22 protein-coding genes and 1 tRNA gene are annotated in these 22722 nt (G+C 59.5%); 10 read left to right on the top strand and 13 right to left on the bottom strand.

The window, feature by feature from the left end; translation table 11 throughout:
- Window positions 1–45 precede the first annotated feature (45 nt).
- On the top strand, window positions 46–771 hold the full coding sequence (locus CQ019_RS00310; RefSeq protein WP_096283290.1) for a VIT family protein: 726 nt from the start codon (window positions 46–48) through the stop codon (window positions 769–771).
- 100 nt (window positions 772–871) lie between these two features.
- On the opposite strand, the gene dcd is transcribed toward CQ019_RS00310, so the two are convergent.
- Both dcd and CQ019_RS00300 read right to left on the bottom strand, forming a co-directional pair.
- On the bottom strand, window positions 872–1453 hold the full coding sequence (dcd, locus tag CQ019_RS00305) for a dCTP deaminase (RefSeq protein ID WP_105568691.1): 582 nt from the start codon (window positions 1451–1453) through the stop codon (window positions 872–874).
- A gap of 101 nt (window positions 1454–1554) precedes the next feature.
- Window positions 1555–2049 carry a hypothetical protein gene (locus tag CQ019_RS00300; RefSeq protein WP_096283288.1) on the bottom strand — a complete coding sequence of 165 codons (495 nt, stop codon included), beginning with the start codon at window positions 2047–2049 and terminating at the stop codon, window positions 1555–1557.
- A gap of 242 nt (window positions 2050–2291) precedes the next feature.
- On the opposite strand from CQ019_RS00300, the gene CQ019_RS00295 reads away from it, so the two are divergent.
- Window positions 2292–3155 (top strand): D-alanyl-D-alanine carboxypeptidase family protein, encoded by an 864-nt coding sequence (locus CQ019_RS00295; protein WP_096283287.1) that lies wholly within the window; start codon window positions 2292–2294, stop codon window positions 3153–3155.
- Window positions 3156–3230: 75 nt separating this feature from the next.
- Here CQ019_RS00295 and CQ019_RS00290 read toward each other — a convergent pair whose 3' ends face one another.
- Window positions 3231–4937, bottom strand: coding sequence for a fumarate hydratase (locus tag CQ019_RS00290; protein WP_105553281.1), 1707 nt, complete (start codon window positions 4935–4937; stop codon window positions 3231–3233).
- A 111-nt stretch (window positions 4938–5048) separates the two neighbouring features.
- Here CQ019_RS00290 and CQ019_RS00285 point away from each other — a divergent pair, with 111 nt between their 5' ends.
- From CQ019_RS00285 to CQ019_RS00250, 8 genes are all read left to right on the top strand, one after another.
- Window positions 5049–5534 (top strand): SseB family protein, encoded by a 486-nt coding sequence (locus CQ019_RS00285; RefSeq protein ID WP_181148207.1) that lies wholly within the window; start codon window positions 5049–5051, stop codon window positions 5532–5534.
- 104 nt (window positions 5535–5638) lie between these two features.
- Window positions 5639–5709 (top strand) — tRNA-Gly (locus CQ019_RS00280).
- A gap of 84 nt (window positions 5710–5793) precedes the next feature.
- Entirely contained in the window at window positions 5794–6723 is a 930-nt protein-coding gene (locus CQ019_RS00275; protein WP_105553283.1) for an AEC family transporter, read from the top strand.
- 158 nt (window positions 6724–6881) lie between these two features.
- Entirely contained in the window at window positions 6882–7688 is an 807-nt protein-coding gene (locus CQ019_RS00270; RefSeq protein WP_105553284.1) for an amino acid ABC transporter substrate-binding protein, read from the top strand.
- Between the two features lie 89 nt (window positions 7689–7777).
- On the top strand, window positions 7778–8440 hold the full coding sequence (locus tag CQ019_RS00265; RefSeq protein ID WP_105553285.1) for an amino acid ABC transporter permease: 663 nt from the start codon (window positions 7778–7780) through the stop codon (window positions 8438–8440).
- Window positions 8430–9200, top strand: a complete 771-nt coding sequence (locus tag CQ019_RS00260; RefSeq protein WP_105568690.1) for an amino acid ABC transporter ATP-binding protein — start codon at window positions 8430–8432, stop codon at window positions 9198–9200. The genes CQ019_RS00265 and CQ019_RS00260 overlap by 11 nt, the downstream gene beginning before the upstream one ends.
- 63 nt (window positions 9201–9263) lie before the next feature.
- Window positions 9264–10967 (top strand): helicase HerA-like domain-containing protein, encoded by a 1704-nt coding sequence (locus CQ019_RS00255; protein ID WP_105568689.1) that lies wholly within the window; start codon window positions 9264–9266, stop codon window positions 10965–10967.
- Between the two features lie 40 nt (window positions 10968–11007).
- Window positions 11008–12009 carry a hypothetical protein gene (locus tag CQ019_RS00250; RefSeq protein ID WP_105650086.1) on the top strand — a complete coding sequence of 334 codons (1002 nt, stop codon included), beginning with the start codon at window positions 11008–11010 and terminating at the stop codon, window positions 12007–12009.
- Window positions 12010–12016: 7 nt separating this feature from the next.
- On the opposite strand, the gene CQ019_RS00245 is transcribed toward CQ019_RS00250, so the two are convergent.
- The 10 genes from CQ019_RS00245 to CQ019_RS00200 all read right to left on the bottom strand — a co-directional run bounded on the left by CQ019_RS00245 (window position 12017) and on the right by CQ019_RS00200 (window position 22667).
- Complete coding sequence (locus tag CQ019_RS00245; RefSeq protein WP_374954770.1) at window positions 12017–13282, bottom strand: MFS transporter; 1266 nt, start codon at window positions 13280–13282, stop codon at window positions 12017–12019.
- A 162-nt stretch (window positions 13283–13444) separates the two neighbouring features.
- On the bottom strand, window positions 13445–15361 hold the full coding sequence (locus CQ019_RS00240; protein ID WP_105568688.1) for an NHL domain-containing thioredoxin family protein: 1917 nt from the start codon (window positions 15359–15361) through the stop codon (window positions 13445–13447).
- Window positions 15362–15466: 105 nt separating this feature from the next.
- A complete protein-coding gene (locus CQ019_RS00235) occupies window positions 15467–16234 on the bottom strand; it encodes a hypothetical protein (protein WP_105553291.1) in 768 nt (255 codons plus the stop codon).
- Window positions 16224–18338 carry a cytochrome c oxidase assembly protein gene (locus CQ019_RS00230; RefSeq protein ID WP_105568687.1) on the bottom strand — a complete coding sequence of 705 codons (2115 nt, stop codon included), beginning with the start codon at window positions 18336–18338 and terminating at the stop codon, window positions 16224–16226. The genes CQ019_RS00235 and CQ019_RS00230 overlap by 11 nt, the downstream gene beginning before the upstream one ends.
- A gap of 105 nt (window positions 18339–18443) precedes the next feature.
- Window positions 18444–19667: a Dyp-type peroxidase gene (locus CQ019_RS00225; protein ID WP_105568686.1), complete on the bottom strand. Its 1224-nt coding sequence runs from the start codon at window positions 19665–19667 to the stop codon at window positions 18444–18446.
- Window positions 19668–20216 (bottom strand): copper chaperone PCu(A)C, encoded by a 549-nt coding sequence (locus CQ019_RS00220; RefSeq protein ID WP_105568685.1) that lies wholly within the window; start codon window positions 20214–20216, stop codon window positions 19668–19670. It abuts the gene before it with no gap.
- 158 nt (window positions 20217–20374) lie between these two features.
- Window positions 20375–20977 carry a copper resistance protein CopC gene (locus tag CQ019_RS00215; protein ID WP_181148206.1) on the bottom strand — a complete coding sequence of 201 codons (603 nt, stop codon included), beginning with the start codon at window positions 20975–20977 and terminating at the stop codon, window positions 20375–20377.
- A 58-nt stretch (window positions 20978–21035) separates the two neighbouring features.
- Window positions 21036–21626: a hypothetical protein gene (locus CQ019_RS00210; RefSeq protein WP_105719003.1), complete on the bottom strand. Its 591-nt coding sequence runs from the start codon at window positions 21624–21626 to the stop codon at window positions 21036–21038.
- 185 nt (window positions 21627–21811) lie between these two features.
- Window positions 21812–22096 carry an HU family DNA-binding protein gene (locus CQ019_RS00205; protein ID WP_096255549.1) on the bottom strand — a complete coding sequence of 95 codons (285 nt, stop codon included), beginning with the start codon at window positions 22094–22096 and terminating at the stop codon, window positions 21812–21814.
- A 286-nt stretch (window positions 22097–22382) separates the two neighbouring features.
- The gene (locus CQ019_RS00200; protein WP_096255549.1) at window positions 22383–22667 is read right to left on the bottom strand and encodes an HU family DNA-binding protein; all 285 of its coding nucleotides are present in this window, start codon (window positions 22665–22667) and stop codon (window positions 22383–22385) included.
- Window positions 22668–22722 lie beyond the last annotated feature (55 nt).

Raw genomic sequence — 22722 nt, 5'->3', positions numbered from 1 at the left:
TCTCCTGCTGGCTAAGCCCGGTGCACTAGTGATTGACTGTCGCTCATGAACGCAGAAAATACCGAGCACGGTGTCGAGCCGCATGATTCGGGGGTGGCCGAACGGCTCAATTGGTTACGCGCGGGAGTCCTCGGGGCAAATGATGGAATCGTTTCGGTTGCCGCCGTGGTCGTCGGTGTTGCCGGTGCCACGACCGCCAACGCTCCGATCCTCACCGCCGGCGCCGCAGCCGTGATTGGTGGAGCCATCTCCATGGCTCTCGGTGAATATGTGTCGGTCGCCAGCGCCGCAGATTCTCAGCGGGCGCTGATCGAGAAGGAGCAGGCCGAACTGCGCGACACGCCCCAAGCCGAGCTCGAAGAGCTGACCCAGCTCTACCGGGACAAGGGGCTGAGCGCCCGCACCGCGGCACAGGTTGCCGTTGAGCTGACCGAGCACGATGTGCTCAGAGCCCATTTGGATGCCGAATTGAATCTTGATCCGGATGAGGTGCTCAGTCCGTGGCACGCGGCCATCGCCTCGGCTATTGCTTTCCTCAGCGGTGCGGTCCTGCCTTTTGCCACCGCCGTCCTGCTGCCTGGGCCACTGAAGATTCCGGTGACCTTTGCCGCGGTGTTGCTCGCGCTGGCGGTCACCGGCATCTTAGGTGCCAAGCTCGGTGGCGCACCGGTGCTACGCCCAACGCTGCGCGTGCTGATCGGTGGGGCCACGGCATTGGTCGTCACCTTCGCCATCGGCTCTTGGCTCGGCGGAAGCGCCCTGATGCTTTAAATGGCGATGGTGTGGTTGCTCCTTAGCGCTAAGGAGCAACCACACCTCGAAGGCCTATCCGGGCAGCCTGCCCTAGAACAGCGCGCGGGGAACTCGGGACCTATTCTTCGATAGTGGTGCGGTGGAAATTCAGGTGGCTACGTGAAGCGGTCGGCCCGCGCTGCCCCTGGTAGCGATTCCCGTATGGACCCGAGCCGTAGGGGTGTTCGGTATCCGAAGTCAGCTTGAAGAAGCACAGCTGCCCGATCTTCGATCCCGGCCAAAGCTTGATCGGCAGTGTTGCCATATTCGACAGCTCCAGGGTTACGTGACCGGAGAAACCCGGATCGATAAATCCCGCGGTTGAGTGCGTCAGCAGACCCAGGCGGCCCAAGGAGCTCTTGCCTTCGAGCCGCGCAGCAACTCCATGGCCAAGAGTCACCGCCTCAAAGGTGGATCCCAGCACGAATTCTCCCGGGTGCAAGATGAAGGGTTCGTCCGGGGCGACCTCAACAAGCCGGGTCAGCTCATTCTGATCCTGTTCCGGATCGATATGAGCGTACTTGTGATTATCAAAGAGCCTAAAGAATCTGTCCAAGCGCACATCAACCGATGCGGGCTGCACCATCTCAGGGTCAAACGGCTCTAAGCCAATTTCACCGGATACAATTTCTCGACGAATATCACGATCTGAATACAACACGTAACTAAATTTATCCTGTTCATCCCTGTAAGTCGCAGTAGGAAACCCAAAAAGTAGCGTTTTTAGGGCAAACTATTCCCGAATCTGCTGAATCGCTCACCCTAGGCGCGCGTTTGAACGATATTCGCGTAGGGTAGCTGGCCATAGTGCGCAAGGAACTTCGCTTGATAGTTGGCCAGAGCCTGGTTCAGGTCTTCGGCTGGTAGTTCCTTCCAGGCAATGATGAGCTTCCCGGAGCCCGCAAGTTGCCAGAGCAAACGGCTGTCCCAGTGCCCCGGGGGTTTGCCCGCCCCAAAATCGATGATCTCTTTCAGTTGTATGCGGAGGCCGCGATTTCCTTGGCTGCCCGGGCTGGCCTTTCCGATATACAAGATGTCCGCCTCCTGGACCCAGCGGGCTTTCAAGTCTTCAATCGGCAGCGAAGGGTTTTTCTTCTTGAATATTCCGGCGCCGCTGCGCGCCAGGAAACGCGGTTCGAAATCCGCGGGGCGCAAGACCGCAAAGATGCCCTGACGCTGTGGCACACGGTTCGTCTCCAGCGCCTTAAAGGGCCGAAAACCGGTGAACCCATCGGCCTTGAGTTCGTTCTTATTCAACTAGATCGAGTTCCTTGCATGATTGGGGCTAGGTGCGGATCTTATGCGCGAAGCAAGACTCTTGATTCGTCTCCTTGATGCTACCGGTCATTCTCGCGGACACTGTGCTGTGCACCGGGTGAACCCGGTGACATCGAAACATGTGGTTCTGCTCAAATTCCCATAGTTTATAGAGGATTTGAGGCTATCGTGGTCTAGGGACTTGTGTCCCATTCGCCGATCCACAACAGAAGGTACGTTTCATGCGCTTGGCTTCAGCAGTCACTAGTGCCGTTTTGGCGGGCGTTGTTGTGCTCTCTGGCAGCGTGGCAGCTCATGCGGCTCCCGAAGCGCTGCCAGTAGTCGAGGCTGGAGAATTTACCGATGCCGCAAGCTTCCTCGCGTTGATCAATCCCGACACCCAGCTCTCCCCTGCCGATTACACGCCAAAGAAGCTGGTGGATGTCGCGGGAACTTCCCATAAGCTGCGCCCCGAAGCGGCCGAGGCCGTTGAGGCTTTGATTGCCGGGGCACGCAAGTCCGGTCACCCCATCAAGCTTTTGAGCGCCTACCGATCCTATGGACGCCAAGCGGTGCTCTTCAACCAGTACCAGGCCAAATACGGTACGGCCTATGCCGAACGCATTTCTGCACGCCCAGGAACCAGCGAGCACCAGCTTGGCTTGGCCGCAGATGTTGGAAGCATCGGCGGCAGCACCGATCTCAAAGAATCTTTCGGCCTAACGAACGCCGGCATGTGGGTTGCCGAGCATGCGGTGGACTACGGATTGATCATTCGCTATCCGGAAGGCATGGAAGAGATCACCGGCTATAAGTACGAGCCATGGCATGTGCGTTATATCGGCAAGGAGCACGCCGCGGCCATGAAGGAATCGAAGGCCGAAACCTTCGAGGAGTATCACGAATTCCTGCACGACGCGAAAGCAGCGGCAAGCGAAGAGGCTGGCGAGAAAACCGTGGAAAACGCGGCAACCGTCGAAGAAGATTCCGCTCCGCCGGCTTCCAAGAAGAAGGACGAATCAGGTCCGGTCAAGGACGACGACCTGCTGGTGCTTCGTTTCCTTCCCCCGTATCGCGACTGGGGTTTCGGTTTCACCGAAAAGTAGTTCAATATCCATATGTTAAATGCTTGGGGGCTCACCATTCGGTGAGCCCCCAAGCATTTAAGCCACGTTCGCGTACTACTTGGCGCGAACCGGAATGCCAGTGAAGGTCGGCTTCATGGTCGCTTCAAAGAAGTCATTGCCCTTGTCATCGACAACGATGAACGCCGGGAAATCTTCGACGTCGATCTTCCAGATAGCTTCCATGCCGAGCTCCTCATATTCGACGACCTCGACCTTCTTGATGCAGTCCTGCGCCAAGCGGGCGGCCGGGCCGCCGATTGAACCGAGGTAGAACCCGCCGTGGGTGTTGCAGGCCTCGGTGACCTGGCCGGAGCGGTTGCCCTTGGCCAGCATGACCATCGAGCCGCCGGCTGCCTGGAACTGATCCACGTAGGAGTCCATGCGACCGGCGGTCGTTGGGCCGAAGGAACCCGAGGGCATGCCCTCGGGAGTCTTCGCCGGACCCGCGTAGTAGACCGGGTGGTCCTTCAGGTACTGCGGCATCTCTTCGCCGGCGTCCAGCCGTTCCTTGATCTTGGCGTGCGCGATATCGCGAGCCACGACCAGCGGACCGTTCAGCGACAGTCGGGTCTTGACCGGGTATTTGGACAGTTCGGCCAGGATCTCATCCATGGGCTTGTTCAGGTCGATTTTGACCACGGAGGATCCGCCGGTGCCGGAGACCCCAGTGGTTTCGTCGTCGTGCGCGGCGATCGCCGGGTGGTTCTCATCTGGCATGAAGCGCGCCGGATCGGTTTCCAGCTGCTCGACGAACAGTCCGTCGGCGGTGACCTTCGCCATCATCTGGCGGTCGGCGGAGCAGGATACCGCGATAGCTACCGGCAGCGAGGCACCGTGGCGTGGCAGGCGCACCACTCGCACGTCGTGGCAGAAGTACTTGCCGCCGAACTGGGCGCCGATGCCGAAGTGGCGGGTCAGCTCCAGCACCTTGTCTTCAAGCTCCGTATCGCGGAATCCGCGTCCGGTCATGGCACCCTCGGTGGGCAGCGAATCAAGGTATTTGGCCGACCCGTATTTGGCGGTCTTCAAGGCCATCTCGGCGCTGGTTCCACCGATGACGATGGACAGGTGGTACGGCGGGCAAGCGGCCGTTCCCAGGGAACGCAACTTCTCATCCAAGAACCGCAGCATCGCATTCTCGTTGAGGATCGCCTTGGTCTCCTGGTACAGGAAGGACTTGTTGGCGGAGCCGCCGCCCTTGGCCATGAACAGGAACTTGTAGTCGGTGTCGTGGCCGGCCTTGGTGTCTGCGTACAGGTCAATCTGCGCGGGCAGGTTGTTGCCGGTGGCCTTCTCTTCCCAGGTGGTGATCGGGGCGAGCTGCGAGTAGCGCAGGTTCAGCCGGGTGTACGCGTTGTAGATGCCGCGCGATAGCGAAATCTCGTCCTGCTCTTCGGTCAGCACACGCTGGCCGCGCTTACCCATGACGATTGCCGTTCCGGTGTCCTGGCACATGGGCAGGATGCCGCCGGCGGCGATATTTGCGTTCTTCAGCAGATCCAGTGCCACGAACTTGTCGTTCGGGCTGGCATCGTCATCGTCGAGGATGTTGCGCAGCTGCTGCAGGTGGGCCGGACGCAGGTAGTGCGAGATATCGTGCAGTGCGGTTTCGGCCAGCTGTTCCAGTGCCTCGGGGGCTACCTGCAGGAAGTTCTTGCCATCCGGTCCGGCGACAACTTTGACGCCCTCGGAGGAAATCTTGCGGTATGGGGTCTGATCCTCGCCAATTGGCAGAAGATCTTCATAGCGAAATTCAGGCATGCTCAGTCCTTGGAAATGATGATGATTGCTCTTCAACTATTTTAGGCCTTTGCGCCGATTTTCCTCATTCGGCGTTTGCACCTGCGGGTTTGGCGCGACATGCTTGAGTACATGAGCTCCGATAACAGCAACGCCCCGCGGGACGGACGCAATCCCGACGACCAGCCGAATATGGCCGTCGAAACGCCAATGGACAAGGAACGTGAACGTCCCAAAACGCACTTCGAGATGATGTTGCAGGCCGGACTTAACAAACCCGAACTTTCCGGATCCGTGATCAGCGCTTTCATGACCGCCGAGGTTTACTTCCTCTCACGCGAGGAGGTGACCGAGGAGAACAAGAACGCTCAGCCGATGCTGCTCACCAACCCGGCTGGGGCCGCAATGGTCGCGCTGTTTACCGGTTTGGATCGTATCCCTGGCTCCTACATCGACATGGCCCCCTATGGAGTTAAGGTTCAGGGTGCCACGATTGTGCGCGCGCTGGAAGGAACCGGTTTCGTGGTGAATCCGGGAGATGAGCTGAGCTTTGAAGTTCCAGCGGATGGAGTGGCCATCCTGAAGGAGGAACTGCTCAAGGAAAAACGGGCCGAGTAAGTTCGGGTCAAAATTCGGACATCTTGGTTCGCAGATTTCTGACCTGCGTTTTCGTAGGATAAGCTGGACTTCGCCCGGGCCGCCATTAGGCCGCCCGGAGCATTGCGGGCGTAGCTCAATGGTAGAGCGCTAGCTTCCCAAGCTCGATACGCGGGTTCGATTCCCGTCGCCCGCTCGCATTAGGCCGAACGTCGGGACACCTCAGGTGTCTCGACGTTTTGCGTTGGCATCCCGTGCCTTATCGAACCGAGGAGTTTCCATGACCGGTGTGCTGTCAGGATTCTCAATCATCTGGATAGTGATCTTGGTGGGTTACCTGGTGGGTCGCACCGGAGTGCTGGGCGAACAGGGACGCCATGTGCTGAGCCGCCTGACGTTTTTCGTTGCCAGTCCGGCGCTGTTGTTTGTCACCTTGGCCGAGTCAGAACCGGTGGCCGTACTAGGGCCGCTGATGTGGGTTGCCGCGATCTCTGCCGGTTTGACGGCTCTGGCTTACCATCTGGTGACCTATAAGTGGCTCAAACGCGAGCCGGCCGAACGAATCGTGGCGGCCATGTCGGCCTCCACGGTGAACTCCGCGAATCTTGGCCTGCCCATCGCCTTGTACGTGCTTGGCGACGTGTCTCATGCGGCGCCCATCATCCTGTTTCAGTTGGCCCTCTACCAGCCGATCAATCTGGCCATGCTAGATGCTACGACCAGCACACATCGCACTACCCCGATAGCCTTGGTGGTTGCCACCGCGAAGAACCCGATGATTATCGGTTCGATGCTGGGACTGGTGGTGGCGCTGACTGGATTCGAGGTTCCCGAATTGGTATTGGCACCTATCGAACTAATTTCTGGTGCGTCGATTCCGGCCATGCTGATGGCATTCGGCATCTCCCTGGTCGGCTCCAAACCCTTGGAAAAGAAGTCCGGACGCCGGGCAGATGTATTGCTGGGTTCGGTTGCGAAGCTATTCTTGCAGCCGCTGCTCGCGTGGCTGGCCGCCGCCTACCTCTTTGGCCTTTCCGGTGGGATGCTGGTCGCGGCGGTCATTATGGCCGGGCTACCCACCGCACAGAATATTTTCGTCACCGCGCAACGCTACGAGCGTGGTGTGACGGTCGCCAAGGATACGGTGTTAATCACCACTATCTGCGCCGTCCCCATGATGATGATTCTGGCATTGCTCCTCGGGCTTTAGCGGAAGATTAGGCGACGGATGATCGATTTCCAGAAGAAGTTATATGACATGTCAGTTGCTTCATAGGTTTATTCACGGAAATCTTACGGAATACCCGGTAAGTCAGCACCGTTGATCTGGGTAGAGAACACCTCGTCACCTCGAAATGTTAGGTCATCATGAAGCGCACAGCTCCCCTTCTGGCAATTACGGCAGTACTCGCACTGGCACTGAGTGCATGCGGTGCCTCAAGTACAGACTCCGCCAGCTCCCCCGCCGCGGATGAAAACCTGCTGCAGCATGTGAAAGACAGCGGCGTGCTGACCGTGGGCACCGAAGGCACCTACCGTCCCTTCTCCTTCCACGAAGGCGATCAGCTGACCGGTTTTGATGTCGAAGTTATTGAGGCAGTCGGCGATCAGCTCGGCGTAGAGGTCGAGTTCCAAGAAACCCAATGGGATGGCATTTTCGCCGGCCTGGAAGCCGGACGATTTGACGTCATCGCCAACCAGGTCAACGTAACCCCGGAACGGGTTGAGAAATACCTGCTTTCCGAGCCATACAACTTCTCCAGCGGTGTCATCGTCACCAAAAGCGAGAACACCGACATCACTTCCTTCGATTCGCTGGACGGTAAAACCACTGCGCAGTCGCTGACCAGTAGCTTCCACGATGATGCCAAGGATGCGGGCGCCAAGATCCAGGCGGTCGAGGGCTGGGCCCAGGCCGTCACGCTGCTCAAGCAGGGCCGCGTTGATGCCACGGTCAACGACAAACTCACCTTCCTGGATTCGCAGACGACCAACCCGGATGACAGCATCAAGATCGCTGCCGAGTCCGAAGAGAAGTCCGAGACCGTCGTCGCCTTGAAGAAGGACCAGACCGAACTTCGCGATGCCATCAACACCGCATTGGAGGAATTGTCGGCTGACGGGACCCTCACCAAGATCTCCGAAAAGTACTTCGGCGAAGACATCACCAAGTAACTAGCCTCGATCGTCGCACCTCGACACGTAAGCTGGCCCAAGGACCCACTTTGGGCCAGTGTCCGCTGTCTAGGACGGGAAGATAACAAATGGATTCACTCTGGCAGCTAGCCTTGGATTCGCTGTGGCCGATGGTCAGCGGCGCATTAATGGCCACCATTCCCCTGACCTTGATCAGTTTCAGCCTGGGCCTGGCGTTGGCGTTGATGGTCGCGCTGATGCGGATCAGCTCGAACAAGCTGGTCTCCGGAATTGCCCGTGGTTATATTTCGATCATCCGCGGCACCCCGTTATTGGTCCAATTGTTCGTGATCTTCTATGGCTTGCCCTCCTTGGGAGTCACCATTGATCCTTGGCCTTCGGCTATTTTGGCGTTCACCCTCAACGTCGGAGGCTATGCCGCGGAAATCATCCGCGCCGCAATCCTGTCGGTGCCTGGTGGGCAGTGGGAGGCCGGTTACACCATTGGGATGTCCCGCACGCGCACCCTGTATCGGCTCATCTTGCCGCAGGCGACGCGTGTGGCAGTACCGCCGCTGTCGAACACCTTCATTTCGCTGGTTAAAGACACGTCGTTGGCATCGATGATTCTGGTGACCGAGATGTTCCGGCGTGCCCAGGAAATCGCCGCTACCACCTATGAATTCATGCTGCTATACCTCGAAGCGGCAGCCATCTATTGGGTCATTTGCCTGATCCTTTCGGCAATCCAGGACCGCATGGAAAGCAGGCTTGAAAAGTATGTCGCCTAGGAACCCCACCCCCTTGCTCAACGTCACCGGGCTGCACAAGGCATTTGGCAGCAATCAGGTTTTGCGCGGCATAGATTTTACCGTGCATTCCGGTGAAGTTGTAGCACTCATTGGACCGTCTGGTTCGGGTAAAACTACCGCACTGCGTTGCTTAAACGGCTTGGAAAATCCGGATCAAGGAGTCGTAGCTTTTGCCGGTGGCCCCGAGGTGCGCTTTGCCTCTGGGCTTTCACCTAAGAAGGCCCAGGTGCTCCGCGATCGCTCAGCGATGGTTTTTCAAGGTCACCATTTGTTCCCCCATCTCACGGTGCTGCAAAATGTGACCATTGGCCCCTTGCAGGTGCAGCGCCGGCCCCGCGAAGAGGTGATGGCTAAAGCCAATGAATTGCTGGAGCGGGTCGGCCTTTCGCAGAAGGCCGCGGCTTATCCTTCTTCGCTCTCCGGCGGTCAGCAGCAACGTGTGGGCATCGTGCGGGCGCTGATGCTGCAGCCGGATCTGTTGCTTTTTGACGAGCCAACCAGTGCCCTGGATCCGGAACTTGTCGGCGAGGTGCTGACCGTGATCAAGGAGTTGGCGCAGGAGGGATGGTCAATGGTGCTAGTCACCCACGAGCTGGCTTTTGCCCGTGACGTGGCCGATACCGTGGTGTTCATGGATGGTGGAGTTGTGGTCGAGCACGGGTCCGCCGCCCAGGTTCTCGGTAATCCATCGCATCATCGCACCAAGGCTTTTATGCAGCGGCTTTTGCATCCCTTCTAAGTCTTCTACGAATTTTTACGTGCCGTTCTCCCGATAGCGCCACGCGATGCGTAGGCTATGTGCATGGTTGAAAGTACCTCGCAGGAGATCATCGCGCACCTTCGGGCTGGTTACGCCTTTGACGGCACATGCCTGGAGCTTGGCGCGGCAATTGTCGCTGGAACGCCGGAGCCTGAGGCTCAAGTTCGTGTTCCCTTAAGAATGCTCAACCGACATGGCATCATTGCCGGTGCCACGGGCACCGGCAAGACCGTCACCTTGCAGGTGATGGCAGAGCAGCTCAGCGCTCAGGGCGTGCCGGTCTTCTTGGCGGATATCAAGGGCGACCTGGGCGGCCTGGCCCAGCAGGGAGAGCCCAGCGACAAACTCACCGCACGCCTCTCGGGTATCGGCCACGAGTTCACCGCACGAGCGAACCCGGTGGAATTCTTGACCCTCGGCGAGGGCACCGACGGGCTTTCGGTACGTGCCACCATTGATTCTTTCGGCCCGATCTTGCTTGCACGCGTTTTGGAACTCAACGAGACGCAGGAGGAATGCCTCCAGCTGGTTTTCCACTACGCCGACCAGCGTGAGCTGCCCATGGATGATCTCAAGGATCTCAAAGCGGTCTTTAATTTCTTGCTCTCCGATGAAGGCAAGCAGGATCTCGAAGGTCTCGGCGGAGTTCCTGCCGCAACGGCCGCAGTCATCTTGCGCGGACTGACCATCATGCAGTCACAAGGCCTAGATAAATTCTTCGGCCAGCCCGAATTTGATACCGACGACTTTTTACGTTTCGACGAGGCCGGGAACGGCATCATCAGCTGTCTGGAACTGCCCTCACTGAATCGCCAGCCGTTGCTGTTCTCCACATTTATGATGTGGTTGCTTGCCGACCTCTTTGATGACTTGCCAGAAGCCGGCGATCTGGACAAGCCAAAGCTCGTCTTCTTCCTCGACGAGGCGCACCTGCTGTTCAAAGACGCTTCCAAGGCATTCATTGATGCGATCATTTCGACCGTTCGCCTCATTCGCTCCAAGGGTGTTGGGCTGTTCTTCGTCACGCAATCGCCCGCGGACCTGCCCGACGAGGTGCTCGGCCAGCTCGGCAACCGGATACAGCATGCGGTACGCGTCTTCACGCCTAAGGACGGCGAAGCACTCAAGGCAATTATCAAGACCTTCCCTGCTGGTCCTCTGGACCTGCGCCAGGCTCTCACCCAAGCCGGGGTTGGCGAAGCGGTCATTACCGTGCTCAATGAGCGCGGTGCGCCGACGCCGGTGGCTTGGACCAAGCTCACCTCGCCGGGCTCACACATTGGTCCGCCGTCCCCGGAAACCCAGGCTTCGCTGATCGAGACTTCTGAGCTGGCAGCAAAATACGCCACGGCGGTCGATAGGCGTTCGGCCATGGAGATGCTCAACGGCCAACCGGCGGCCACAGAGCCGGCAACACCGGCTGCGGCGCCGGGCTCCGGTACTTCGGATGCGCAAGATGTCGATGCCGAAGCACGCCGGATCGCGGATTCAATTCTTGGCAAGCCCACTTCGGTACCGCCCAGTTCGCAGAGCCCGGCCGAACAGCCACCGGTTGAATCCACGCCGCCGTCTTCGTCACGTACAGAATCACCGTCGTCATCCTCCGCGCCCCCACAACGCTCCAACGATTCTTCAAACAATCAAGTCAACCCGCTGATGGACTTCGCGATGGACGCGGCGAAGATGGTGGGGCGCGAAATGCTCCGCGGCATGTTCGGCACAAAACGCCGACGACGCCGACGTTGAGTTACAACCTCTGAACGGAAACCCGCTAGCCTGATTAATAATGAAATCTCGTATCTCCGTGCCGCGCCTTGCCCTGCGCTGGGCAACTGCGGCCATCATCATCGTTGCACTGGCGGTAACTAGCGCCCTTGTTGCCAACCGCACGCTGTTCTCAGCAGAGCATGCGGTCGAGTCGTTGCACAAGCATCTGCTTGCCGGTGAAGGCGCCGAGGCGCTTGGCCTGATGGGTGCCCAAGTCCCCCAGGGCGACGCCGTAGCACTCGACGGCGAGGTGCTCAAACGCACCCAAGCGGGGATTACGGAATTCGACGCGCAGAAGGCCGACTCTTCCGAGAACGACCCGGATTTGCATACGGTCACCGCCACGTACAAGGCCGACGGTGTCGAACAAGAATCCACCTATACGCTGCGCCGCACCGGCAAGTCCTGGCTGTTCTTCGACCAGTGGTCCTTTGAACCGGTGATGCTCCCTACCGTTCGGGTCAAGGCCAATACCGTCAACGAGGTTGCCGTCAATGATCAAAAGATCCCTCTGGTCAAGGGGGTGAGCACCCTGCCGGTGTTCTACCCCTCGATTACCGACGCGAGCTTCAGCACCAAGAACTTCGAAGCCGACACCCGTGGAGTAGTAGTGACCGGTCCGGCCAAGGAACCGGTGGAAATTTCCTTGAAGACGCAGCCGACCAAGGAATTTATTGCACAGGTCAATTCCAAGGTACGCACCTACCTCAATGAATGCGCCGCGCAGCAGGTACTGATGCCTTCGGGCTGCCCCTTCGCCTATCACACCCCCTCACGGGTGAACCCCGAGACCATCGAATGGTCCATCGCGAAATACCCGACCATTGAAGTCAATTACTACAATGGCGCGTGGGTGCTCAGCCCGTTGAAAGTGACGGCAAAGCTGTCGTTGACCGAGCAGGACCTGCGTACCGGTACGCTGGAAAAGAAGACCGTGAATGAGCAGTTCTCCTTCACCGCGCAGCTGACCACCAGCACCTCCGAAGTCAGCGTGGTTCCGGTAGCAGGCACCGAGGAATAAGCCCGGCTTAGCCTCGTCGTTTGCGAAGCGGTACGAGTTCTCTGAACTGGGTACGCAATGGCACCGCATCGGGACGAAAGCGCTGCCAAACCAGCAGAGCCACGACGCTGACCAGCAGCGAAAGCACCGCGCCGAATGCCACCGCGGCGCGCACCCCCAGCAGCTCGGCGAGCCAGCCCACCAGCGGCGCGCCCAAGGGTGTTCCCCCTTGCACCACCATCAGATAAAGCGCCAGAACTCTGGCCCGGTACTGTGGCGAGACAGAGGTCTGCACCATGGTGTTGCAGCTGTTGAGGAAGGTCAGCGCGCTCAGCCCGACGAGGACCAGGCTCGCCGCGAAGAGCAGATAGTGCGGCATGAACGCCGAGAGCAATGCGGTCGCACCGAAGGCGATGCCGCCACCGATCACGAATCGCCAGCGTGGCCTCGAGCGACGTGCCGCCAGCAAGGCGCCGGCAAAGGTGCCGACCGCCATGATGCTGCCCAGGATTCCGTATTCTGCGGCGCCCACCCCAAACACTTCGGCGGCCATCATCGCGTTGGTCATCTGGAAGTTCAGCCCGAAGGTGCCAATGACAAATGCCATGGCAAAGATCAGCAGCAGGTCCTTGCGGTTTTTAACGTAGCTGAATCCCTCACGCACCTGCCCCTTGGAGCGCGCCACGGGTTTGGACTGGCTCAGTTCGGAGACTTTCATGGTGCTCAGCGAGAACAGCACCGCCAGGAAGGACAAACCGTTGAGCAGGAAGGCCGGGCCGGTCCCGACCAAGGCGATCACCGCACCGGCAATTCCAGGTCCCGCGAGCCTGGCAAGGTTGAAGTTGGCGCTGTTCAACGCCACCGCGTTTGTCAGATGAGTGCCGGGCACAATCTCGGAGACGAATGCCTGACGGGCGGGGGCGTCAAAGGCCGATCCGATGCCTAGCAGGGTGGCAAGGACATAGACATGCCACAGCTGGACCGTTCCGGTGATGACCAAGGTGCCCAGCACCAGCGCGCAGAGGCCCATAAAGGTCTGGGTTGCGAGCAGGACCTTGCGTTTGTCATACCGATCGGCAACCAGGCCGGCGTAGGGGCCGAGGAGCAAGATGGGCAGGAACTGCAGGCCGGTGGTGATGCCGGTGGCCACCCCGTCATGATCTGTCAGCTCGGTGAGCACCAGCCAGTCTTGGGCCACGCGTTGCATCCAGGTTCCGATATTTGAAACGAGCGCACCGATAACCCATAAACGATAGTTCGGCACTTCCAGTGCCCGGAACATCTTGTTTGCCACGAATTAATTAGCCGAACACCAGATGTTTCGGCTCCTCCCGTCGGCATCCAGTCTAGCGACCGGGCAACGCAAAATTGGTGAGGTTTCCTCAATTTCCTGTCACTTAAATACTCGGGGCGCACCAAGTCGTACTTGGTGCGCCCCGAGCTGAGTGCGTGACTGCTAGTTCACGCCACGCAGATCAAGCAATAATTCGTTGTCGCCGCCGGCATCGAGTTCTACCGGGATGCCCCAATCCTGCTGGTACAGGTGGCACGCGGCATGATCTGGGATCTCGCCGCCTGGCTCGCCATCGCAGGCCGCCGCGCGTGCGGTGATATGCAGGACGCCGTCGGTGATTTCAGGGTTCAGCACCAAGGTACGCGTCAGCCCCACCGAGGTACCGGAACCTTCGAGGATCAGTTCCTCGGGGCTGGCCGAGATCTTCAGCTGTGTCGGGTCGCCCCAGCGGTCATCGAGCTTCTGGCCCTTCGGTGCGGCGAAACGCACCAGGATCTCGTGGTTGCCGGACTGCACCTTGGTCTTCGGACGCTGGGTCTGGCTCGCACCCTCGTCCACCACTAGTGCCTCGGCAGGAACCGGGATACGGATCAGCTGGTGGGTGTTGGTCTCCACAACCAGCAGCACCGGGGCCCCATCGACTGAATCGTCCAGCAACACGTCTGCAGGTTCCTTCAGCCCCTTGGCCAAGGTCGAAACCATACCGGTCACCGGGTCGAACCGGCGCACCGCACCATTGTAGGAGTCGGCCACCGCGATTGAACCATCTGGCAATGCGGTCACGCCCAGCGGGTGCTGCAGGCGAGCCTGCTCGGCTTCGCCATCGCGGAAACCGAAGTCGAAGAGTCCCGCGCCAATCGCGGTGTGCACCGCGACCGCATTGCCCTGCGCGTCGATTTCCAACCGGCGCAGGGCGCTGGTCTCAGAGTCGGCGATCCACACATCGTCATTGGTGTCCAGGCCCAAACCCGAGGACTGGGCAAACCACGCTTCGAGCGGCTTGCCGTCGGCCAGGCCTTCCAGGCCGCTGCCGGCAAAGACATTAACCGCGCTGGTGACCGGGTCGAAGGAGAAGATCTGGTGCGTGCCGGCCATTGCGATGATGACCTTGCCCGAAGGGTGGTAGAGCACGTCCCAGGGCGAGGACAGCGAGATGTTCAACGCGTCGGTGCCAAGCTCGGTTGGCTGCTGTTCTTGGCGGGCGTTCTCCGCGTCCAGGAGGCGCTGCACTCCATTGCCTGCCACGGTTCCGACCGCCCCGGTGCTCAACTTGACCGAGCGCAGCCGGTGGTTGACGGTATCTGCGACGATCACGTCGTAGCCGACCTTCGCGGCAAGTTCCGTCGGCAGTATGGCCAGGCCCTGCAGCTCGTTGAACTGTGCGGTATCCGCGTCGCCATCGGCATAGCCCTTGACCCCTGCACCGATGGTGCGCACCACGGTGCTCAGGTCATTGCCCAGCTCCACGAGGCGGTGGTGGCCGGAATCGCCGACCAGGAAGTTCCCGTTCTCCAAGGCGATTGCCTTGCCCGGGAAGCGCAGATCCCCTTCGCGGGCCTCGGGCGCCACGTAGGGTCCGTCGCCGCGGTGCAGGGTTCCCTTGGCCTCATGCTCTGCCACGAGTTCGTCGACCAGGGAGCCCAGCCCCTGGGCATGGCCCTCGCCGGAAAGGTGCGCCACGATGTAGCCTTCGGGATCGAGCACCACCAGCGTCGGCCAGGCGCGAGCGCCGTAGGCCTGCCAGGTGACAAGCTCTGGATCGTCAAGCACCGGGTGGTGGATTTCGTAGCGTTCCACGGCGGCGGCGAGCGCCTCCGGGTCTGCCTCGTGCTCGAATTTTGGCGAGTGCACGCCTACGGTGACTAGGACATCGGAGTACTCCGCTTCCAACGGACGCAGTTCGTCCAGCACATGCAGGCAGTTGATGCAGCAGAAGGTCCAAAAATCCAGAAGGACAATCTTGCCGCGCAGGGCCTCGAGATTCAGTTGTTCACCGCCGGTATTCAGCCAGTTGCGGCCCACCAGTTCGCTGGCCCTGACCTTGTAGTTTGCGCGTACCGAGTCGGAAGTTGCACTCATGATTGTCCTTTCAAGGCGACTTCACTATCTAGATGCGACAGTGAGATTTCAATTATCTGCCACTAGCCCTGCACCGCAGAACAGTATGAAGCGATGCTAAGCCGTTTAGAGCTGAGCGATTGCGGTGTCCATGATGGTCTTGGCTACGTCGTTGAACTCTTGCTCGGCCAGCGAAGCGGTGGACATGAATGAAACCATCACCACATAGTCTCCCTTGCTCTGCAATAACACCAGCGATTCGCGGGCGTTCGCGGAATCTCCGGTGCGTGTGTAGTACAACTGAGACTCGACCTCGGATATTCCGGGGCTGGAGAACTTCAGCGTCTCGGTGTATTCCGGTCCGTTGAGTTTCACGCTCTTGCATTCGGTGCGGATCTCCAACACGGTGCGGTAGTGATCCTCGAGCTTCTCGCGGTTTTTCACCTCGGCGACTTCGATGGAACCGGCAATGTTCTGCGCCTCATTGGTGAAGTCGGTGCGCGCAACCTCGGTACCCAGCTGCGCCGGGGACCAATTCAGCTCTTCGACCGGTTCCGAGCACTGCGCGGGCAGCACGACCACACCCTTCAGCGTGTCGGTCGGGGCAACCGCGAGGCCTTCGAGCTCCTCCGCGGTGATCTGACGTGAGTTGGGGAAACCCAGGGTCGCTGCCATCACCGCACCGGTGGAGGCAACCACCTGCGCCTTAGTCAGTTCGGCTTCCGCGGAGCCTGATGGCGCTGGATCCTTGGCCGATTCGCTCGGTGGCTCGGTGGCCTTTTGGTGCGTGAGGTCATCAGGCATTTCAGTGCCAGCTTCTTGGGCCGAGCAGGAGGAAAACAGCAGTGCCCCGGCCAGCATTCCGGCGGTCAGCTTCCATACCTTAGCGGCCACGATATTCTCCCTTTGCATCTTGCTGCTTCATCTTCGCAAACATCTCGTTGTAGGCTGCCAGCTCGGCATCTCCATCACGGTCAGCCTGGCGGTCATATCGCTTGGTGTCCTTCTTATCTTGGCGCAGCCAGGAAACCACCACGAGCATGGCCAAAACCAAGGTTGGCACCTCTCCAATGGCCCACATCGCCCCGGCGCCCACCACTTGATCCTCCATCGCGGTGCCGCCCCAGGTGCGCCCCATATTGCCGTACCAGTCCGGAGCCAACAGGTTTTCGTTGCCCATTAGCGCCACCCCGAAGAAGGCGTGGAAGGCGACGGTGGCTAGGAGCACGATCAGTCGCATCGGGTACGGGTAGCGTTTAGGGATCGGGTCCGCATCGACCAGCGACAGCGCGAAGATATAGCCGGTGAGCAGGAAATGCACGTTCATCAGTTCGTGCCCCGCGTGGTACTTCATCGCGATTTCCAGGATCGGGGTGAAATAGAAAACGACAATCGATCCGGCGAACATCACCGCGGCGAAGATCGGATGGGTAACCACAGCCGAATACTTCGAGTGCACCGCCCACAAGATCCATTCGCGTGGTCCACGCGTTCCATCGGTTCGTGAGCCAAGCACCTGCAGGGCCAGGGTGATCGGGGTTCCGAGCACCAAGAAGATCGGCGCAATCATGGTCAGCGACATGTGGTCGACCATATGGACCGAGAACTGCACCTTGCCATAGACGGCCAGCGCACCACTGGTGATGTAGAACAGCACCACCAAGCCGATGATCCAGCTGAAGAGCCGCGGGAAGCTTGGCTTATCTCCGCGTCGACGCAGGATGATAAACGCCCAGAGGTAGAAGGCCAGCAGGAAGAAGCACACCGCAACCCATAGCCAATCCAGGCGCCAGACGGTGAACCAGCTGGCAGTGGTCGGCGGCGCCGGAAGTTCATAGCCGGTCAGCAGACGCGCGGGGGTGGCCTCCACCGGGGGCTGGTCATCGGTGGGCGGCGCGGTCCGTGCCAGCACCGTAGCCAGCGACATCGTGGCGCCCATCAGGATGAGTTCGGCCAGCACCACACGCCAAGCCGCATTGAGTGTCGTGAGTTTCCCGGCCAGCAGTTGCGGAATGACGTGGCGGCGGTGCATGAAGCCTAGGAAACCCAGCGCCAGAGTCAGGACCACCTTGGCGATCACCACTAGCCCGTAGCTCGAAAGCCATTGGTCCAGCTCGGTGATGCGGATCGTTGCAGAGGCCAGACCGGATCCCACCATCAAGACAATGGCGACGGTTGCCAAGGCGGAGAAACGCTTGAGCACCAGCCCGGCAAGCACCGGACGGGATTCGAAGCGTCCGGGGGCCGCGGAAGTCAGCGTCGGCGAAAGCAAGGCCAGCACCACGATGCCGCCGAACCAGATGACCACGGCCAACAGGTGCAGGGCAATGGAATTCACCGCGCCGTAGTGGTCATCTCCGCCGGCAGCGTGGCCGATAAATGCCATGGGGACAATGCCGAATAGCGAAAACACCGCGGCCAGTCCCACCCCGGTGTGGGAACGGATGGCCAGGGCCAGAGAACTAGTGATCGCAGCAATGACGATCATCCAAGCCCAGGCCCGGCCGGTGGCCAACTGCAGAATGTAGTCAAGAATTGCCGCGGTATAGCTCGCGTCGAGGTTCATCGGGACACCGGCCAGGTCCCAGAAGGTCAGCAGCAGCACGGTAGCTGCCGCGAGGGTCCACACCACACCGGCGCCGGCGGCAATGTTCATGGCGCGGTTGAAAGCCGGATGGCTCTGGCCCACCTCTACGCGCGCGTCGTCGACGCTGGGGCGCCGGATCTTGGTGCTGCGGGGAAGTATGACCGCGGCAAAGATCAGCGCAGCGATGGTGATTGCCATGGAGCTGTGGTGGATCGCTCGGGAGATGGGCAACGCCCAACGCACGAAAGCCCCGGGGTCTGCGAGCTGGCTGGGAGCGGCGATTCCGGTGAATAGCGCCGCGCCGAGGAAGACCAGCGCCATAACCGGGATTGCCGGTAGCAGATATCGCGATATGGAGGGTTGCTGCGGTGCCGACCTGGTCGCCGGTGGCTTTGGAGTTTGAGTGGCCATAACCTCTCCATCATCTCACTTGCATTTACCCGGCTTTGAATCGGGTAGTGGTTTTAGGCCGGTGAGGCGGTGCATCTCACACCGCCTCACCGCTTGGTAACGCTCCTACTGCTTATTTTGGGAGAATAGTTCTTCCCCCAAATATTTGCCTTCCGCGACCCCTGGGAGGATCGCGTACAACGCCGAGCCCGCGTGTGTGATCCATTCGTTGAGCGCATCCACTTGCGCCAGGCGGCGTTGGACCGGCACAAAACTGCTCCTCGGATCGCGCTGGTACGAAGCGAATAACAACCCCGAGCTCTGGGTCTCGTGGTAGTTATAGCCGCGGCGCCACAGTACCTCATCAGCCGTTTCCGGTTTCGCCCTGGCGACATGGGCATGAGCGGCAATAGCAGGCAGCCCCAGACCGTCGACCGCTTGCAGATCCACCGGATCCGTTGGCTTCGTCCCGGACAGCGGGGAGCCGTCGCTTTGCCGTCGACCCAAGGCGAAGTCGCGTCCGGCCCGATCCACCTCGTCCCACTTGTCCAGATTCATTTCGATGCGGCGAAGCACCAAGGTGGTGCCGCCAGCGATCCAACTCGGCTCCTGGGCATCGCCAAACACCGCTAATTCGCGCGCCTCCCCGGTGGGATTGTTGATCCCGTCGAGTTGCCCGAACAGGTTTCGGAATCCCGGACCCTGGAGTACGGGGTGAGCCGCGTGCAGGAAACCGCTTTGGGCAAAGGCGGGTTCGGTAATTCCACGTAGATTCTTACGCAGCGCACGTACCGCATGGTGCAGCACGGTCGGATCTTGAGCACAGCATTGAATGATCAAATCGCTCTGGCCATAGCGCGCGTCGAGTTTCTCTCCCGCGAATGCCGGAAGCTTTCCCAAGAACGCGGATTTATACCCGAGAACGTCCAAGAGGCCTTGGCCGACTCCCACCGTCACGGTCAAATCGGATGCCGCATGCGACATTTCCGGTTCGGTATCCGCAAGCACTCCCCTACCGGACATCAGCCTCTGGGCATCCGTGGACAGCATTTTGAGGATCGAACGAATCCTTTCGATCCCTTCGGAGCGAGCCAGCTCTTCAAAATGCACGTTGAATCCGAGGAATTCCGCATGAGCCTGCGGTTCGGTGAGGATACCCGCTTGATATTTGCCGTGGAAAGGTTGGAATCGCGGGTTGTGCGCAGCCGTGGTTGCCTTTGGCGCGGCACCACCGTTCTCGGCGGCGGTAGCGCGCCCAGCTCCGAAGCCCGCAAAGACGCCGCCAATGGCCGCGGCGGCCGAACCACCGAGTACTACGCGCCTAGTCGGTTGGACATTAGCCGCTGCCATCTAGTGGCCCTCGTGATCAGCATGCTCTTCGGGCGACCCGTGGTAGCTTTCGTTGGCGCCGCTGAAGTTGCGTATCGGGAACTGCACTTCAGCGCTGGAACCGTCGCTAAAGTTCAGTTGCAGCGTCGAGGTTTGCGAAGCCACCAGCTCGGTCTTCAGATCCATGTACATGAAGTGCGTGCCGCCGGGAGTCAAAACAACTTCTTCGGCTGGCTTGATGAGCAATGCACCTTCGTGCTGCGCCATCCGCGCTTCGGCTCCTTGGCCCTGCGTGTCATGGATTTCGATCACCGTGCCGTGAGTTTTATCGGTGACAGATTCAAGTTCCAGCGTTGATGCGCCTTCATTGCGCAATTCGCCGAACGCGGCGCTCATTCCATGCTCGGCGGCTTTAGCCCAGGTCTCGTTCGTGCGCAGATCTTCTGCCTGGGTACCCTGCATCTGGTCGGTGGAGCTTTGTGGTGCTACCGCCGAAGGTTCTTGGGCGCAGCCGGTCAACAGTAGCGTGGTGGCCGCGGCAAGAGCGGCGGTGAGCTTGAAATACTTCATTGGTGTGTCAGCTTTCGCTAGCTCGCAAGGCTGATCCAGCAGGGCCGGCGAATCGGGCGCGCAAATGCGCGCGATAGGTCAGCCTGTATTAATCTGGCTCACGTCGCCTTGCGAAGATCTCATAAGGGAGGATGCTGTTGCGCGTGGGGCGCTACGGCCTACTTATTCTGGCGAGTGAATTTCACCAGTACCGCAATGGCAGCACCGAGGATAACCACGCCAATCACGACCCAAATAATCGGGTTCACCTGTGAGCCAAGTTCCTGGATCGGCTCAGGCTGCTGGTCTGCTGGTTCCGATTCAACCGGCGCGTTGTTCGCTGAGGCGCTAGCGGACTCGCGGGCTTCCGCTGCCACGTCCACGGTGAAGGAGATGCTGTCCTCGATTGGATGACCGTCAGAGGAGGCAACACGGTAGGTCAATGTGTAAGTTCCCGAGCTCAGATTCGCTTCTGGTACCACTGTGACGTTGGTGCCCTTGGTCGTGGCTTCGCTGGCGATCTTTGTCCCGTCCTCGGAGCTCAAGGCCACCACGCTGGTTTCCGCTCCAGCAAGCTGCTGCAGAACTCCGGAGAATTCCAGGACGATCTGTTCCGGTGATTCGGTCACTGTCGAACCGCTGGCTGGATCCGAGGAGATCAATTGGTCGTGGGCCGAAGCGGCGCTAACGCTGCTGAACACCGCGAAGAATGCCACGAGAATGGCGGCCGAAATTCGCGCGAGATGCGTACGGGATGACTGCTGGCTAGTGAGGGTTTTCAAGATTTTTCCTTCCAATGATCGGTGCACCACGGTGCACGATCGAAGCGTATTGATTCGTTTAGGCGAAGAGGGTCAATACGTTGGAAGGTGGCCCGCGCCGGGCCGGAAGTCGGAGCAGGACAGAGATTTGGTTCAGTACCGGTTCGATGAATGTCGCTGGTACCTGCGGGAATTCTGGAACGAGCTTTCGGGCGCGGGCCAGAATATGGCGCACCGTGCTCAACGTCAGCAGGCCGCCAATGATCGCCAAGAGCTGTTCGCCGGTATGCAATACGACAATGCTGGTCACCGCGGCCAAGATGTGGGCGTAAAGCATCGAATCGGATTGCACCGCACCGTACTGGGAAGCAATATTTCCTGCAAGCTCAACACCGTGATGGTGCCCGGCATGTTGTTGAGCCATCGGCAATGCGGCCGGCGCATGGTGCGTCATGACGGACAGTGCTAGGTGATAGAGCCCTTGGCTGAGCAGCACCACGATGCTGGTAGCTAGCAAACTGAATTTCTTGCCAAGCATGGCGATAGCAATGACCGCCGAGACGCAGGTAATCAAAACCATCACCACGAGCGAAGCTCGCGTTGGCGCACTGTGCGCGTGCGCAGCAAATGCCGTCCAGGTGCACAGGCTCGCAGCTAGCCAACCGCGCATTACGCGAGCTGCGCCGAAGTCCTTGAGCACGAAGAGCTACCGTTCAGTTGGAGTGTTTGACCCTGCAGATCGATTCTACGCTAGGTAGAACAATGTCCCAAAGGGGTTGGCGTCATTCACCGTTAAAGAATGCGAGGGCCCGATTCCTTGAAGAGAATCGGGCCCTCGGCAAAAGTCTGGGGGACTTACTTCTTGGAGACAGCAGCCTTCAGCTTCGAACCAGCGGTCAGCTTGACCGAGTGGCCAGCTGGGATCTGGATAGCTTCACCGGTCTGTGGGTTACGTCCGGTGCGAGCTGCACGATCGGTGCGCTCCACTGCCAACCAACCTGGGATCGAAACCTTCTCACCCTGGGAGATCTGGTCAACGAAAACTTCGAACAGCGCATCCAGCACACCGTTGACGGCTACCTGGGAGTTTTCGGTCTTAGCTGCAACAGCGGCAACAAGTTCGCTACGGTTCATAGCCAATGTGTGGTCCTCCTGGACTAGTGGTCCATGACCCGGCGGGCCACGGTGCCGCACGTTCGTGCGGACTTATCAGTGAGAACATATCAAATCTTTGACCCCGAAACCGACGAAAACGTGCGAATTCTGGGGATTTTTTCAACTATTTACGGTTCAAAACGCCAGACGGTCTATTTTTTAGGTTGAGGGGAAGCAAATACCGAGAATCTGGTAGTTAACGACATCGACCCGCCACCGCGAAATAAATTCGGGTAACGGGTCAATGAAATGCACAAAGTGCGCCGTGGCATTACTTCTTGGAGACAGCAGCCTTCAGCTTCGAACCAGCGGTCAGCTTGACCGAGTGGCCAGCTGGGATCTGGATAGCTTCACCGGTCTGTGGGTTACGTCCGGTGCGAGCTGCACGATCGGTGCGCTCCACTGCCAACCAACCTGGGATCGAAACCTTCTCACCCTGGGAGATCTGGTCAACGAAAACTTCGAACAGCGCATCCAGCACACCGTTGACGGCTACCTGGGAGTTTTCGGTCTTAGCTGCAACAGCGGCAACAAGTTCGCTACGGTTCATAGCCAATGTGTGGTCCTCCTGGACTAGTGATCCGCCGCCCCAATCCGGGGGCCGGATGCCG

The organism is Arthrobacter sp. MYb229 (assembly GCF_002975405.1).
Classification (GTDB): Bacteria; Actinomycetota; Actinomycetes; order Actinomycetales; family Micrococcaceae; genus Glutamicibacter.
Note: the sequence above shows the minus strand (reverse complement) of the source record. Positions and strands in the feature narration are given on the sequence as shown.